Source organism: Arhodomonas sp. KWT2, from assembly GCF_041949875.1.
Classification (GTDB): domain Bacteria; phylum Pseudomonadota; class Gammaproteobacteria; order Nitrococcales; family Nitrococcaceae; genus Arhodomonas; species Arhodomonas aquaeolei.
This window is the reverse complement of record NZ_JBHFPQ010000037.1, coordinates 1-14,952: the sequence shown is the minus strand read 5'-3', so window position 1 is coordinate 14,952 and position 14,952 is coordinate 1. Positions and strand designations below refer to the sequence as shown.

11 protein-coding genes and 1 pseudogene are annotated in these 14,952 nt (G+C 70.1%); all 12 read right to left on the bottom strand.

The features are described from left to right. Positions 1-18 precede the first annotated feature (18 nt). Complete coding sequence (locus ACEZHJ_RS06065; RefSeq protein WP_375036333.1) at positions 19-1,092, bottom strand: efflux RND transporter permease subunit; 1,074 nt, start codon at positions 1,090-1,092, stop codon at positions 19-21. A gap of 64 nt (positions 1,093-1,156) precedes the next feature. Beyond that, a pseudogene (locus ACEZHJ_RS06060) lies at positions 1,157-3,109 on the bottom strand (efflux RND transporter permease subunit); the annotation flags it as partial. Between the two features lie 49 nt (positions 3,110-3,158). After that, complete coding sequence (locus tag ACEZHJ_RS06055) at positions 3,159-4,334, bottom strand: efflux RND transporter periplasmic adaptor subunit (protein ID WP_018719338.1); 1,176 nt, start codon at positions 4,332-4,334, stop codon at positions 3,159-3,161. A 147-nt stretch (positions 4,335-4,481) separates the two neighbouring features. After that, entirely contained in the window at positions 4,482-5,243 is a 762-nt protein-coding gene (locus tag ACEZHJ_RS06050) for a MipA/OmpV family protein (RefSeq protein ID WP_018719337.1), read from the bottom strand. A gap of 122 nt (positions 5,244-5,365) precedes the next feature. Further along, positions 5,366-5,917 carry an acyloxyacyl hydrolase gene (locus tag ACEZHJ_RS06045; RefSeq protein WP_018719336.1) on the bottom strand — a complete coding sequence of 184 codons (552 nt, stop codon included), beginning with the start codon at positions 5,915-5,917 and terminating at the stop codon, positions 5,366-5,368. Positions 5,918-6,058: 141 nt separating this feature from the next. After that, the gene (locus ACEZHJ_RS06040) at positions 6,059-6,238 is read right to left on the bottom strand and encodes a PLDc N-terminal domain-containing protein (protein ID WP_018719335.1); all 180 of its coding nucleotides are present in this window, start codon (positions 6,236-6,238) and stop codon (positions 6,059-6,061) included. Positions 6,239-6,280: 42 nt separating this feature from the next. Next, positions 6,281-7,903 carry an electron transfer flavoprotein-ubiquinone oxidoreductase gene (locus ACEZHJ_RS06035; protein WP_163139018.1) on the bottom strand — a complete coding sequence of 541 codons (1,623 nt, stop codon included), beginning with the start codon at positions 7,901-7,903 and terminating at the stop codon, positions 6,281-6,283. Positions 7,904-8,046: 143 nt separating this feature from the next. Then, a complete protein-coding gene (locus ACEZHJ_RS06030; RefSeq protein ID WP_163139011.1) occupies positions 8,047-8,949 on the bottom strand; it encodes a hydroxymethylglutaryl-CoA lyase in 903 nt (300 codons plus the stop codon). Between the two features lie 94 nt (positions 8,950-9,043). Then, complete coding sequence (locus ACEZHJ_RS06025; RefSeq protein ID WP_163139012.1) at positions 9,044-11,044, bottom strand: acetyl/propionyl/methylcrotonyl-CoA carboxylase subunit alpha; 2,001 nt, start codon at positions 11,042-11,044, stop codon at positions 9,044-9,046. Positions 11,045-11,096: 52 nt separating this feature from the next. Further along, complete coding sequence (locus ACEZHJ_RS06020; protein ID WP_259201780.1) at positions 11,097-11,882, bottom strand: enoyl-CoA hydratase/isomerase family protein; 786 nt, start codon at positions 11,880-11,882, stop codon at positions 11,097-11,099. A 13-nt stretch (positions 11,883-11,895) separates the two neighbouring features. Continuing rightward, on the bottom strand, positions 11,896-13,440 hold the full coding sequence (locus tag ACEZHJ_RS06015) for a carboxyl transferase domain-containing protein (RefSeq protein ID WP_374759157.1): 1,545 nt from the start codon (positions 13,438-13,440) through the stop codon (positions 11,896-11,898). Positions 13,441-13,525: 85 nt separating this feature from the next. Then, complete coding sequence (locus ACEZHJ_RS06010; RefSeq protein WP_259201782.1) at positions 13,526-14,719, bottom strand: acetyl-CoA C-acyltransferase; 1,194 nt, start codon at positions 14,717-14,719, stop codon at positions 13,526-13,528. Positions 14,720-14,952 lie beyond the last annotated feature (233 nt).

Genomic DNA, 14,952 nt, shown 5'->3' with positions numbered 1-14,952 from the left:
CGCCTGTCAAAGGATGGCTCACGCCGGCGTTTCGTCGTCCTGGGTCGTCTCACCCCCGTGTCGTCGGCCGCCGCCCAGGAGGTCGGTGATCCGGCGCACGATGACGTAGAACAGCGGGATGAAGAAGATCGCCAGCAGTGTGGCCGAAATCATGCCGCCGAGCACCGCCGTGCCGATGGCGATGCGCGAGGCCGCACCGGCCCCGGAGGCGAAGGCCAGGGGGATGACGCCCATGGTGAACGCCAGCGAGGTCATCAGGATCGGGCGCAGCCGGACCCGGGCGGCCTCGACGGTCGAGGCGACCAGGCCGTAGCCCTGGTTCTCCAGCGCCCGGGCGAATTCGACGATCAGTATGGCGTTCTTCGCGGTCAGGCCCACCGTGGTCAGGATGCCGACCTGGAAGAACACGTCGTTGGGCAGCCCGCGCACGAGTGCCGCGAGTACCGCGCCGAGAACGCCGAGCGGGACCGCGAGCATCACGGAGACCGGGATGGTCCAGCTCTCGTAGAGCGCCGCCAGGGCGAGAAAGACCACGATCACGGACACGCCGTAGAGCAGGGTGGTCTGCGCCCCCGATTGGCGCTCCTGGTAGGAGAGGCCGCTCCAGGCGTGGCCTATCCCCTGGGGAAGCTGCTGGAGCAGGCGCTCGACCTCGGTCATTGCCTCTCCGGTGGAGTATCCCGGGGCGGGCTCGCCCTGGAGCTGGCGGGAGGGGGTGCCGTTGAAGCGCTCGAGCCGGGGTGAACCGAACGTCCACTCGCCGCTGGTGAGCTCGCCCAGCGGGGTCATCCCACCGTTGTCGTTGCGCAGGTACCAGTCCTCGAAGTCACCCGGGAGCATGCGCGCATTCGCCTCGCCCTGGAGGAAGACCCGCTTGATGCGGCCGTTGTTGAGGAAGTCGTTGACGTACTGCGACCCCCAGGTGACCGAGAGCAGGTCGTTGATCCGGGACAGGGGCACGCCCAGCGCCTGGGCCTTCTCCTGGTCCACGTCGAGGTGGTAGCGCGGGCGGTCCTCCAGGCCGTTCGGGCGGACGTTGGTGAGCACCGGGCTCTGCGCGGCGAGCTGCAGGAACCGGCCCTGTGCCTGCATCAGCCGCCTCGTGTCCAACGCCGCCGCGATCCTGCAGCCGCAGATCGAAGCCCAGGGCGTTGCCCAGTGCCGGGATCGAGGGGATGTTGAAGGCGAATACCCGGCCGTCGCGGATCAGCCCGGCGAGATCGCGGTTGGCCTTCTGGATGATGGCGCCGACGCTCTCGGTTTCCGGATCGCGCTCGGACCACGGGTTGAGGTTCACGAAGGCGATACCCGCGTTCTGCGCCCGTCCCGCGAAGCTGAAGCCGGCCACGGTGAAGATGCCGTCCACGGCATCCTGGTCGAGGAAGTAGTCCTTCACCTTGTCCATGGTCGCCTTGGTGCGCTGCTGGGTTGCCCCGGAGGGGAGCTGGTACTGCACCAGCACGACGCCCTGGTCGGCGGACGGAAGGAAGCCGCCGGGCACCCGGGTGAAGCCGTAGGCGGTGCCGGCCACGATCGCCGCGAAGACCACGCCATAGATCCACGGATGGCGGCCGAAGTGGCCGACGGTCGCGGCGTAGCCGCTGGTGGCGCCGTCGATGCCGCGGTTGAACCAGCCGAGCAGCCGGTGCAGCAGGGTCTCGTGCTCCTGGCGTTTGAGCAGGCGGGCGCACAGGATGGGGCTGAGGATCAGTGCCACCAGCACCGAAAGTGCCATCGCCGCCACCAGGGTTAGCGAGAACTGCCGGTAGATCGCACCCACCGAGCCCGGGAAGAAGGCCATGGGCACGAACACGGCGGAGAGCACCACGCCGATGCCTACCAGCGCACCGCTGATCTGGCCCATGGACTTGCGCGTCGCCGCCATGGGGCCAAGCCCGTCCTCATGCATGACGCGTTCGACGTTCTCCACCACGACGATGGCGTCGTCGACCAGTAGCCCGATCGCCAGGACCATACCGAACATGGTCAGCATGTTGATGGAGAACCCTGTCGCTGCCATCACCGCGAAGGTGCCGAGCAGCACCACCGGCACCGCCAGCGTCGGGATCAGCGTGGCCCGCCAGCTCTGCAGGAACAGGATCATCACCAGCACCACGAGGGCGATGGCCTCGATCAGGGTGCGGACCACCTCCTCCATCGAGGCCTCGACGAAGGGGGCGGTCTCGAAGGGGGTGGCGACCTCGAGGTCCTTCGGGAAGTAGGGTTCGAGCTCGTTGAGGCGTTCCTCCACGCGCCGGGTGGTCTCCAGGGAGTTCGCGCCGGGCGCCAGGGTGACGGCCAGGCCGGCGGCCGGCTGGCCGTTGTAGAAGCTGTCGATGTGGGTGGAACCGCCGCCTAGCGCGACCCGGGCGATGTCGCCCAGACGCACGCGGGAGCCGTCCGGCTGGGTCTTGATGAGGATGTTGCGGAACTCCTCCGGCGTGTTCAGCAGCGTCTGCGAGGTCACCGTCGCGTTGAGCTGCTGGCCCTCCACCGCCGGCAGACCACCGAACTGGCCCGCCGTGACCTGGGCGTTCTGGGTCTCGATGGCCGAGCGCACGTCGGACACGGTGAGGCCATAGCGGATGAGCGCGTCCGGGTCGAGCCAGATGCGCATCGCGTACTCCGAGCCGAACACGGTCACGCTGCCCACGCCGGTGACTCGGGCGATGGGTTCCTTGATGTCCGAGTGCACGAAGTCGGCGATCGCCTGCTTGGTCATCTCGCCGTCGCCGGAGATGAAGGCCTTGACCAGCAGGAAGCTCTCGCTCGCCTTTTCCACGCTGATGCCCTGCTGGCGCACCACCGTGGGCAGACGCGGCTCGGCCAGCGCCAGCTTGTTCTGAACCTGCACCTGGGCGATATCGGGGTCGGTGCCGCTGGCGAAGGTCAGGGTGATGGTCGCGTGGCCGGTGGAGTCGGAGGTCGAGCCCATGTAGAGCAGGCCGTCCAGGCCGGTCATTTCCTGCTCGATAACCTGCACCACGGTGTTCGAGACCGTGTCCGAGGACGCACCGGGGTAGCTTGCCTGGATCTCGACCGCCGGTGGTGCGACGGTCGGGTAGCGCTGGATCGGCAGCGTGTTGATGGCGAGGACGCCGGCGAGCATCACCGCGATCGCCAGCACCCACGCGAAGACCGGCCTTTTCAGGAAGAAATTAACCATTGTCGGTCTCTCCCGGCCGGTTCGGGATCTCGGCCGCAACGGCCTTCACCGCCTGGCCCGGCCGTGCCTTCTGCAGGCCCGAGACAATGACGCGATCACCCGCCGAGAGGCCGTCCTCAACGACCCAGAAGCTGCCGAGGGCGCGGCCCACCTTGACGCTGCGCTGCTCGGCCTTGCCCTCGCCGTTGACCACCAGTGCGGTCGCCTCGCCCTGGCGGTTGTGGGTGATGCCCTGCTGGGGCACGAGCAGGGTGTCCTGCTTGGTGCCGGAGCTCAGCCGTGCGCGCACGAACATCCCGGGCATGAGCTCATGGTCCGGGTTGGGGAAGACCGCGCGCAGGGTCACCGTTCCCGTGCCCTGGTCGACGGTCACCCCGGTGAACTCCAGCTTGCCGGGATGGCCGTATTCGGTGCCGTCGTCGAGCAGCAGCTCCACCCGGGCCTTGCCGGGCTCGGCCTTCTCCAGGTCGCCGCGGTGGAAGGCGCGCCTGAGGCGTATCATTTCGGTGGTCGAACGCTGGATGTCGACGTAGATGGGGTCGAGCTGGGTGATCCGGGCCAGTGCGGTCTCCTGGTTTGCGGTCACGAGTGCGCCCTCGGTGACATACGACTGGCTGATGCGTCCGTCGATGGGGGCATCGATGCTGGTGTAGGCAAGATCGATGCGGGCGGATTCCAGCGCCGCCTTGGCCGACGCCACCCGCGCCTTCTGCTCCTGGTAGGCGGCCTGGACGTCGTCGTAGTCCTGCTGGCTGACGTGGTTCTTCTTGACCAGATCGCTGTAGCGCTCGGCCTTGCGCCGGGCACTGTCCAGGGTCGCGCGGGCTTCGGCCAGGCTGGCCTCCGCCTCGTGGACGGCGGCCCGGTAGCGGCGCGGGTCGATCTCGTAGAGCGTGTCCCCGGCGCTTACCTGGGTGCCGGCCCGGAAGTCGCGCTTCTGCAGGATGCCGGTTACCTGCGGCCGGACCTCGGCGACGCGGTAGGCGGAGGTCCGCCCCGGAAGACGGGTGACCTGTTCCACCGGCTGCATGTGTAACTCGACCACACCGACCTCCGGCGGTGGCCGCTTCGACTGCTGGGCCACGGCGGGGCCGCCGGCGAGGCCCGCGAGTGCCGCCGAGAGGACGATCACGGCGGAGAGCGAACGGGAGTTATAGGCGTTGCGCATGGCAATCCTTCCTTGTGGCCGTGTTCTGAGCCATAGGGGAGAGAGGCTCGAAGGAATAGACATCAAATTATACATACACGAATGTATGGTTAAAAGCCGGGAGACCGGCGGGATGCCGGTCGCGGTCGGGAAGGGGTGCCCGGGGCGTCAGAAGGCGTAGGAGAGCACGATTCCGGCGGCGGTCTGGTTGGCGTCGCCGACGTCCGCGACGATGGGGCTGTCCGCGGCGTCCCCGAGAATGCGGCCGGCGCGGGTTATTGCCGTCACCGACCAGCCCGCTCCCAGCCGGCGCGTGACCCGGGCCGTTACCCGGACCTCGTAGTAGGCGCCGCCCGGGTGGAACGCGTCGAGCCCCGAGCGCGCGCTCCCGGCCGGGGAGACGGCGAACAGGGCGTCGTTCCAGTCGTCGTCGCCCCAGGTGAGATCGGGGCCGACGGCATAGCGCCAGCGTTGCCCGATGCGCCCGGCATAGCGGGTCCCCACTCGTGCACGCAGGCCCTCGAGGTCGCCGGTGACCGGGGTGGCGATATCCCCCCGGAGTCGCCAGGGACCCCGGCGCCAGTGCGCGGCGATGCCCGCGAGTGCGCCGCCGTCCACACTCTCCAGGCCCTCCAGGTCGCCGGCGTCGCTTCGTCCCCCGGCCCGGGTGACGAAGGGACCGACGCGCAGACCGGTTCGCCGGAACACGTCCCAGCCGATGCCGTCCGTCACGGTGGCATAGAATGGCCCATGGCGGATGTCGAAGTAGGGTACCGGATCCGTGTCGTGGTCGTCGGAACCCCGGTAGCTCGGGGCATGGAGAACGCCGGCGCCGAGGCGCACGGTTGTCTCCGGCCCGTCCGCGGCGGCCGCTGTGGCGGCCAGCGTCAGCGCGATCGCGGCGGTGATCCCCACGACGGTGTTACCCATGTTCTGTTCCCCTGGCTGGCTGTGTCTGTCCCGATCAGGGCGTCGGCCCCGGAAGTGGCTGCGCCCGGGTAACCATACAGGGGCCGCGGCGCCGGATCATGCGCGGCCCATGCATCATGGGCTCAGAAGTGGTAGGCGAGCTCCAGGGAGACGATGTCGACGCCGGGATTCTCCTCGTAGAGGTCGGCGTTCGAGGTGTGCTGGGCGCGCACCGCGACGTGGAAGGCGGGCAGCGGGCGCCAGCCCACGGCGATATGGCTGGTGAACTGCATGTGGCCGCCGAGGTCATGGCCCGCGGCCGTGCTGTCGGAGAGCACGGAGGGCTGGACACCGGTGCTGAGCAGGATGGGCTGACCGGGCCACTGGTAGGTGAGGACCGGGCCCAAGGCGGCGAGGTGGGTGTCATCCCCGGAGCCGCCCCAGTGGCTGGCCATGGCCTCCCAGTGGGCATTCACCCCCTCCGGCAGGTAGGCGTCGACGATATGCCGCTGCACCCAGGGTGCGCCCCGCCGCAGGTAGAGGGTGACGGAGTCGACGTTGTCGCCACTGCCCGCACGCACGCCCACGCTCGTCGATGCCGGGTGTGGGGCGTCTCCGCCGGCCGCACAGGTGACGGACGGGGCGGCCGTGGCCAGGGCCGCGGTGATCAGCGCGGCGCGTAGTGCCATGGTCATTGCGTATCCTCGGGGTAGGCCGGGTGCCACTGTATCCATTCGTCGGATACAAACATGTTTGTATGTTATGGCGCGACCCGGAACCGGTCAAACCCGACGGCCATGCCCGTCGGGTTGCCGGGGGCGCGTTCGTACCTGCGGTCAGCCCTTGGGGCCGGTGAGCAGCCAGACGATGAGGCCCAGCACCGGCAGGACGAGGATGCCCACGATCCAGAGGACCTTGGCGCCGGTGCTTGCGCGGCTCTGGACGATGCGCACGAATGCGTAGACCTCGATTATGAGCAGGATGAGGCCGAGAAAACCGCCGATCTCTATGCCCATGGGTGCTCCCGTTGGCTCGGTCCCGGACTGCCGGAACGCCTGTTACATGTTGGGGTAGTTGGGTCCGCCACCGCCCTCGGGGACGACCCAGTCGATGTTCTGGGTCGGGTCCTTGATGTCGCAGGTCTTGCAGTGCACGCAGTTCTGCGCGTTGATCTGCAGCCGCGGGTTGCCCGCGTCGTCCTCGACGAACTCGTACACCCCGGCGGGGCAGTAGCGCGCCTCCGGGCCGGCGTAGCGCTCGAGGTTCACGCGCACGGGCACGTCATCGTCGCGTAGCGTGAGATGGCAGGGCTGGCTCTCCTCGTGATTGGTGTTGGAGATGAACACCGAGGAGAGCCGGTCGAAGGTGACCACGCCGTCGGGTTTCGGGTAGTCGATGGGTGTGGCCTCGTCCTTCGCCCTGAGCTGCTCGTGGTCGGCGTGGTGGTGGAACGTCCACGGTGCCTTGCCCCGGAACAGGTACGTATCGATGGCGGAGTAGGCCATCGCCGGCCACAGCCCCCAGCGGAAGGCGGGACGAATGTTGCGTGCGCGGTGGAGCTCGTCCCATAGCCAGGTTCGGCGCAGCCGCTCGGGGTAGGCGCTGACCTCGGCGCCGGCCTCCGCTGCCTCGCCGGTGAGCGCCTCGAAGACCGTCTCGGCGGCGGTCATGCCGGACTTCATGGCGGTGTGGCTGCCCTTGATCCGCGGGGTGTTGAGAAAGCCCGCGGTGTCGCCGATCAGCGCCCCGCCCGGGAAGGTCAGCCGCGGGATCGACTGGTAGCCGCCCTCGCTGATCGCGCGCGCGCCATAGCTGATGCGCCGCCCGCCCTCGAAGGTGGGGCGGATCGCCGGGTGGGTCTTGAACCGCTGCATCTCCTCGAACGGCGAGAGGTAGGGGTTGTCGTAGTCGAGCCCGACCACGAAGCCCACCGCCACCTGGTTGTCCTCGAGGTGGTAGAGAAAGCTCCCGCCGTAGGTCTTGGAGTCCATCGGCCAGCCCACGGTGTGGACGACCAGCCCCGGCTGGTGCTGCGCCGGATCCACCTCCCAGAGCTCCTTGATCCCGAGCCCGTAGGTCTGCGGGTCGGCGTCGGCACGCAGGTTGAAGCGCTCGAACAGGGTCTTGGTCAGCGAGCCGCGGCAGCCTTCGGCGAACAGTGTCTGGCGGGCGTGCAGCTCCACGCCCGGCTCGTGGTTCGGCCCCGGTGTGCCGTCCGGGTTCAGGCCCATGTCGCCGGTGGCCACGCCCTTGACTGCCCCGTCCTCGTGGTAGAGCACCTCGGCGGCGGCGAAGCCCGGATAGATCTCCACGCCCAGGGCCTCGGCCTGCTCGGCGAGCCAGCGGCAGAGGTTGCCGAGGCTGATGATGTAGTTACCCGCGTTGGCCATCTGCGGCGGCGTGGGTAGCCGTCGGGCGCTGCGCTCGCCGAGCAGCAGGAAGCGGTCCTCGGCGACCGGCGTGTGCAGCGGTGCGCCGCGGTCGCGCCAGTCCGGCAGCAGCTCCTCGAGTGCGCGCGGGTCGAGCACTGCCCCGGAGAGGATGTGGGCGCCGATCTCGCTGCCCTTCTCGAGCACGCATACCGACAGCGCCTGCCCGGCCTCTTCGGCCTGCTGCATCAGACGGATCGACGCCGCCAGGCCCGAGGGCCCGCCGCCGACGATCACCACATCGTATTCCATGCTCTCGCGTTCACTCGTCACGGCTCTCTCTCCCGTTCTTGTTCATCGCCCGGGGCCCGGGGATGCCCCCGCCATCCTCGGCCGGTCCCCGCCCCCGCGCTGTTTCATCTCCGACCCCGGGTTGTGTCTGATCCCCTGCGACGTCAGGCGCGTGCCGCGAGCGCCTGGGCCACCCGAGAGGCGGGCTCGCGGCCGAGCTTGCCGGAGATCCAGCGTCCGGTGGCCGCGAGGGTCTCCAGGTCCACACCGCTCGTGATCCCGAGGCCGTCGAGCAGGTAGACGACGTCCTCGGTGGCGACATTGCCCGAGGCGCCCTTCGCGTAGGGGCAGCCGCCGAGGCCTGCCACCGAGCTGTCGACGGTGGCGATGCCGAGCTCCATGACCGCGTAGAGGTTGGCCAGGGCCTGCCCGTAGGTGTCGTGGAAGTGCGCGGCGAGTCGGGCCATCGGCACCCGATCCGCCACGGCCTCGACCATCCGCTGGGCCTTGCGGGGCGTGCCCACGCCGACGGTATCGCCCAGCGAGATCTCGTAGCAGCCCATTGCGTGGAGTTCGGCGGACACGGCGGCAACCGCCTCCGGCGCGATCTCCCCCTCGTAGGGGCAGCCGAGCACGCAGGAGACATAGCCCCGCACCCGCACGCCCCGCTCCCGCGCGGCCTCGATCACCGGCCGGAAACGCGCCAGGCTCTCGGCGATGGAGCAGTTGATGTTCCGCTGCGAGAAGCTCTCGGAGGCGGCGCCGAATACGGCGATCTCATCGGCGCCGGCGGCCAGGGCGGCGTCCAGGCCCTTCATGTTGGGTACGAGCACCGGGTACTGCACGCCCTGGCGCCGGCGGATGCCCTGGAGGACCTCGGCGCTGGCCGCCATCTGCGGCACCCACTTGGGGGAGACGAAGGCGCCGGCCTCGACCACCGGCAGCCCCGCGTCGGCGAGGCGCTCGATCAGCTCGATCTTGACTGCCGCGTCGATGCTCTGCGGTTCGTTCTGCAGCCCGTCGCGCGGGCCGACCTCGACGATGCGCACGGAGTCGGGAAGAGGCATGGCGGATTCCACTCGCGGTTCGGTTTCCCGGGGGCCCGGCGGGCGGCCCGGAAACAACTTTACATATTAAACGTTTCCCGGCAAAGCGATGCCGTCACTCCGCCGGGCGGATGGCCAGCAGCTCGATGCCCTCGGAGACCTGCTCGCCCTCGGCGTGGCTGACGTGCTCGACAACCCCGTCGGCCGTCGCCTTGATGGTGTACTCCATCTTCATCGCCTCCAGGATCATCAGGGGCTGACCTTCACTTACCGTATCACCGGGAGACACCAGTACGCTCACCACCGTGCCCGGCATCGGCGCGGTGAGGCTGCCTTCCTGGACCTCGTCCTCCATGCCCACGGTCAGCGGGTCGTGGCAGAGCAGCTGGCGCGAGGAGCCGTCGCAGATAATGGTCAGCTCCGCACCGCGGCGGACCACCGTGGCCGTCAGGCGCACCCCGTTGAGGTCGACGCGCATGTCGCCGTCCGCGTCCAGCCGGCCGCGGGCACGGACCTCGCCGCCGGGCAGCTCCAGCAGGTAATGGCCCTCGCGGTAGTGGGCGGTTACCGCGATATCGTCCCCGCCGTCGCGGAAGTGCAGCGTGTGGTGGTTGTCGTCGTTGAGCACCCAGCCGCTGGCGTCGTGCCAGGGGGAATGCGGGTCCGCGGAACGGGCGGCGCGGGCTGCGGCCTCCGCGTCGATGCGCAGGAATTCGGCCAGGCATGCCAGTGCGAGCACCCGGTCGGAGACGGGCTCCGGGGCCGGGAAGAGGGCGTCGCGGTGGTTGTCGATGAAACCGGTGTCCAGCTCCGCGGCGGCGAAGGCCGGGTGCGCGGTCAGGGCCTGGAGGAAGGTGATATTGGTGGTCGGCCCCACCACCTGGAAGTGCGCGAGCGAGCGGCGCAGCCGGCGCAGGGCGCTGGCGCGGTCTTCGTCCCAGACCACGAGCTTGGCGATCATCGGGTCGTAGTGGACGCTGACCTCATCGCCCTCGCGCACCCCGGTGTCGATACGCACCTGGGCACCTTCATCCGGTGTGCGCATGTGGCTGATCCGGCCGGTGGCGGGGAGGAAGTCGTTGGCCGGGTCCTCGGCGTAGATGCGGGCCTCGAAGGCATGGCCGTGGATGGTCAGCGACTCCTGCCCGCGGGGCAGGGGTTCGCCGTCGGCCACGCGCAGCTGCCACTCCACGAGGTCCTCGCCGGTGATCATCTCGGTCACCGGGTGCTCCACCTGCAGCCGGGTGTTCATCTCCATGAAGTAGAAGCTCCCGTCCTGGTGGACGATGAACTCCACCGTGCCCGCGCCGACGTAGCCGATGGCCTGGGCGGCGCGGGCGGCGGCCTGGCCCATCTCGCGACGACGCGCCTCGGTCATGCCGGGGGCCGGGGCCTCCTCGACCACCTTCTGGTGGCGGCGCTGCACCGAGCAGTCCCGTTCGAAGAGGTGCACCACCTGGCCCTGGCTGTCGGCGAAGACCTGGACCTCGATGTGGCGTGGCTGGAGGAGGTACTTCTCGATCAGCACGCGGTCGTCGCCGAAGCTCGCCGCGGCCTCGCGCCGCGCGGCGGCGAGCTCGTCGGCGAAGTCCCCCGGGCGCTCGACACGGCGCATGCCCTTGCCACCGCCGCCGGCGCTGGCCTTGATCAGGACCGGGTAGCCGATCTCCGCCGCGGCGTCGGCGAGCCGTGACGGGTCCTGGTCCTCGCCGTGGTAGCCGGGGACCAGCGGCACGCCGGCCTCGGCCATGATGGTCTTGGCGGCGCTCTTCGAGCCCATTGCCTCGATGGCGGAGGCGGGCGGGCCGATGAACGTGATCCCGGCGGCCTCGCAGGCACGGGCGAAGTCAGCGTTCTCGGAGACGAAGCCGTAGCCGGGATGGACCGCCTGGGCGCCGGAGCGGCGGGCGACTTCGAGGATGCGCTCGGTGTCGAGATAGCTCTCGCGCGCCGGGGCCGGGCCGATCAGCCAGGCCTCGTCGCAGAGGTGGACGTGGCGTGCGTGGGTGTCCGCCTCGGAATAGACGGCGACGGTGCGCACGCCGAGCCGCCGGCAGGTCTGGGCCACCCGGCAGGCGATCTCGCCGCGGTTTGCGATCAGTATCTTGTCGAACATCGGTGATCCCCGATCGGTTCGTGGTCGGTCGTTTCGGTGCCGCGCCCCGGTGTCACCAGCGCCAGGCCGCACGCCGTTTGCCGAGGAAGGCGCTTACCCCCTCGCGGCCCTCGTCGCTGGCGCGTTGGTCGGCGATGCGCTGGGCGGTCTCCTCGACCATGAGCTCGTCGAGCTCGCCGCGGGAGACGTCGAGGGCCAGGCGCTTGGCCTCGCGCATGGCCCGCGGCCCATTGCCGCGGAGGCCCGCAACGATGCGCGCGACGGCGTCCTCCAGGGCCTCCGGAGGCACCACCTCGTGCACCAGCCCCATGGCCCGGGCGGTGCGGGCGTCGAAGCGCTCGCCGGTGACGAAGTAGCGCCGGGCCTGGCGCTCGCCGATGGCGCTGACGACATACGGGCTGATCACCGCCGGGATCAGTCCCAGGCGCACCTCGGAGAGGGCGAACATCGCGGTGTCCGCGGCCACGGCGATATCGCAGCAGGCGACCAGGCCGACGCCGCCGCCCATTGCCGCGCCGTTGACCCGGGCGATGGTGGGCTGGGGCAGCCGGTAGAGGGTATGCATCAGCCGGCCGAGGCCCCGGGAGTCCTCGAAGTTCTCCTGCCAGTCATAGTCCGCCATGCGCCGCATCCAGTTGAGATCGGCGCCGGCGGAGAAGCTGCGGCCCTCGGCGGCGAGCACCACCGCATGAACGTGCTCGTCGCGGCCCACGCGGACCAGGGCCTCCGTGAGCTCGGCGATCAGGGCGTCGTCGAAGGCGTTGTGGACCGCCGGGCGGTCCATGGTAATGCGCGCGATGCCGGCATCGGTGGTGACGGTGAGGCTGTTCTCGCTCATGGCTCCCCCGTGGCTACATCCGGAACACGCCGAAGCGGGTCGGCTGCTGCGGGGCGTTGAGCGCGGTGGACAGCCCCAGCCCCAGGACCATGCGGGTGTCCGCCGGGGCGATGACGCCGTCATCCCACAGCCGGGCGCTGGCGTAGTAGGGGTGGCCCTCGCGCTCGTACTGCTCGCGGATCGGGGCCTTGAAGGCCTCTTCCTCGTCGGCACTCCACTCCCCGCCCTTGCGCTCGATGCCGTCGCGGCGCACCTGCGCGAGCACCGCCGAGGCCTGCTCACCGCCCATCACGGAGATGCGCGCGTTGGGCCACATCCACAGAAAGCGCGGCGAGTAGGCGCGTCCGCACATGCCGTAGTTGCCGGCACCGAAGCTGCCGCCGATGATCACCGTGAACTTGGGCACGGCGCTGGTGGCCACGGCGGTTACCAGCTTGGCGCCGTCCTTGGCGATGCCGCCGGACTCGTACTTGCGCCCGACCATGAAGCCGGTGATGTTCTGCAGGAACACCAGTGGGATACCGCGCTGGCTGCACAGCTCCACGAAGTGCGCGCCCTTGAGCGCGGATTCCGAGAACAGCACGCCGTTGTTGGCGACGATGCCCACCGGATAGCCGTGGATGCGGGCGAAGCCGCACACCAGGGTGGTGCCGTAGAGGGCCTTGAACTCGTCGAGCTCGCTGCCGTCGACGATGCGCGCGATCACCTCGCGGACGTCGTAGGGCTGCTTGGTGTCCGCCGGGACAATGCCGTTGAGTTCGTCCGGGTCGTGCAGCGGCGCGCGCGGCTCGCGGACGTCGAGCTCGTTGGGCTTGCGGTGGTTGAGGTTGGCGACGATCCGCCGCGCGGTGCCGAGCGCGTGGGCGTCATTGAGGGCATAGTGGTCGGTGACCCCGGAGATCCGCGAGTGGGTATCGGCGCCGCCGAGCTCCTCGGCGGAGACCTCCTCGCCGGTGGCCGCCTTCACCAGCGGTGGGCCACCCAGGAAGATGGTGCCCTGCTCGCGCACGATCACGCTCTCGTCGGCCATGGCGGGGACATAGGCGCCGCCGGCGGTGCACGAGCCCATCACCACCGCGACCTGGGGGATGCCCTTCGCGGAGAGATTGGCCTGGTTGTAGAAGATCCGGCCGAAGTGGTCCCGGTCGGGGAAGACCTCGTCCTGGTTGGGCAGGTTCGCGCCGCCGGAGTCGACCAGGTAGATGCAGGGCAGGTGGTTCTGCTCGGCGACCTCCTGGGCGCGGAGGTGTTTCTTCACCGTCAGCGGATAGTAGGTGCCGCCCTTAACCGTGGCGTCGTTGGCGACAATCATGCACTCGCGCCCGGCAACGCGACCGATTCCGGCGATGATCCCGGCCGCCGGCACGTCGTCGTCGTAGACCTCGTGGGCGGCGAGCTGGGAGAGCTCCAGGAAGGGCGAGCCCGCATCCAGCAGCACGCGGATGCGGTCCCGGGGCAGGAGCTTGCCGCGGGCGAGGTGGCGTTCCCGCGCCCTGTCGCCGCCGCCGCGCTTGATGCCTCGTACCTTCTCTCGCAGGTCCGCGACCAGCGCGTCCATCGCCGCCCTGTTCTCGGCGAAGCCCTCGCTGCGCGGACCGAACTTGCTCTTGATGACGCTCACGATTGTCCCCGTTGCCGTCGGTTCAGACCCGTTCCACCGCCACCGCCGTGGCCTCGCCGCCGCCGATGCAAAGCGAGGCGATGCCGCGGCGCACGTCCCGGCGTTCCATGGCGGCGAGCAGGGTGACGATCAGCCTCGCCCCGGAGCAGCCGATGGGGTGGCCCAGGGCGCAGGCACCGCCGTTGACGTTCACCGCCTCGTGGGGCAGGCCGAGCTCGTGCATGGCCGCCATGGTGACCACGGCGAAGGCCTCGTTGATCTCGAAGAGGTCGACGTCGCCCGTTTGCCAGCCCACGCGCTCGCACAGGGTGCGCATCGCCCCCACCGGCGCGGTGGTGAACCAGGCCGGGGCCTGGGCATGGCCGGCGTGGCCGCGGATCACCGCCCGGGGGGCGAGGCCGCGGCGCTCCGCCTCGGAGGCGCGCATGAGCACCAGCGCGGCACCGCCGTCGGAGATGGAGCTGGAGTTCGCCGGTGTCACCGTGCCGTCGCGGCGGAAGGCCGGCTTGAGAGCGGGGATGCGGTCGATGCGTGCCTGTCCCGGCTGCTCGTCGGTGTCCACGCGTTCCTCGCCGCCGCGGCCGGTCACGGTGACCGGGGCGATCTCGTCGGCGAAGTCGCCCTCGGCGATGGCGCGGTTGGCACGGTTGAGTGACTCGATCGCGAAGGCGTCCTGGGCCTCGCGGGTGAAGCCGTAGTGCTCGGCAGTGTCCTCGGCGTAGGTCCCCATCAGCCGCCCGGGATCGTAGGCGTCCTCGAGGCCGTCGAGGAACATGTGGTCGAGCACGCGCCCGTGGCCGAGACGGTAGCCCGAGCGGGCCCGGTCGAGGAGGTAGGGCGCGTTGGACATGCTCTCCATGCCACCGGCGACCAGCACGTCCGCGCTGCCCGCGGCGATGAGGTCGTGGGCGAGCATCACGGCCTTCATGCCCGAGCCGCAGACCTTGCTGACCGTGGTGCAGGGCACGGACTGCGGCAGCCCGGCGCCGATGGCGGCCTGGCGGGCCGGTGCCTGGCCGACGCCGGCGGGCAGGACGTTGCCCATGAAGACCTCGCCGGCGGCATCCGGCTCCAGGCCGGCACGGCTTACCGCCGCGGCGATGGCGGCGGCGCCCAGCGCCGGGGCACGCAGGGCGGCGAGCTGGCCCTGGAAGCCCCCCATGGGGGTGCGTGCGGCACTGACGATGACGATGGGGTCGCTGGCGGTCTCGCGCATGACCGGGCCCTCGCGGTTGGTGTCGCTTCGGTGTCGGAGCGGCGGCCCGCCCGGGGGGCCGCCGGCGCAGGCCGTGGCGCGGACGAGGTCGCGGCCGGTGAGCCTCCGCCGGCTGGCGCGGGGGGCCGGCCGGGGGGGCCGACGCTCCGACACCGAAGCGACACCAACCGCGAGGGCCCGGTCATGCGCGAGACCGCCAGCGACCCCATCGTCATCGTCAGTGCCGCACGCAC

What these genes read in the sequence shown, in the direction of transcription:
- ACEZHJ_RS06065 (WP_375036333.1), bottom strand. Translation starts at nt 1,092, where the DNA reads ATGCAGGCACAGGGCCGGTTCCTGCAGCTCGCCGCGCAGAGCCCGGTG.
- ACEZHJ_RS06055 (WP_018719338.1), bottom strand. Translation starts at nt 4,334, where the DNA reads ATGCGCAACGCCTATAACTCCCGTTCGCTCTCCGCCGTGATCGTCCTC.
- ACEZHJ_RS06050 (WP_018719337.1), bottom strand. Translation starts at nt 5,243, where the DNA reads ATGGGTAACACCGTCGTGGGGATCACCGCCGCGATCGCGCTGACGCTG.
- ACEZHJ_RS06045 (WP_018719336.1), bottom strand. Translation starts at nt 5,917, where the DNA reads ATGACCATGGCACTACGCGCCGCGCTGATCACCGCGGCCCTGGCCACG.
- ACEZHJ_RS06040 (WP_018719335.1), bottom strand. Translation starts at nt 6,238, where the DNA reads ATGGGCATAGAGATCGGCGGTTTTCTCGGCCTCATCCTGCTCATAATC.
- ACEZHJ_RS06035 (WP_163139018.1), bottom strand. Translation starts at nt 7,903, where the DNA reads ATGGAATACGATGTGGTGATCGTCGGCGGCGGGCCCTCGGGCCTGGCG.
- ACEZHJ_RS06030 (WP_163139011.1), bottom strand. Translation starts at nt 8,949, where the DNA reads ATGCCTCTTCCCGACTCCGTGCGCATCGTCGAGGTCGGCCCGCGCGAC.
- ACEZHJ_RS06025 (WP_163139012.1), bottom strand. Translation starts at nt 11,044, where the DNA reads ATGTTCGACAAGATACTGATCGCAAACCGCGGCGAGATCGCCTGCCGG.
- ACEZHJ_RS06020 (WP_259201780.1), bottom strand. Translation starts at nt 11,882, where the DNA reads ATGAGCGAGAACAGCCTCACCGTCACCACCGATGCCGGCATCGCGCGC.
- ACEZHJ_RS06015 (WP_374759157.1), bottom strand. Translation starts at nt 13,440, where the DNA reads ATGGACGCGCTGGTCGCGGACCTGCGAGAGAAGGTACGAGGCATCAAG.
- ACEZHJ_RS06010 (WP_259201782.1), bottom strand. Translation starts at nt 14,719, where the DNA reads ATGCGCGAGACCGCCAGCGACCCCATCGTCATCGTCAGTGCCGCACGC.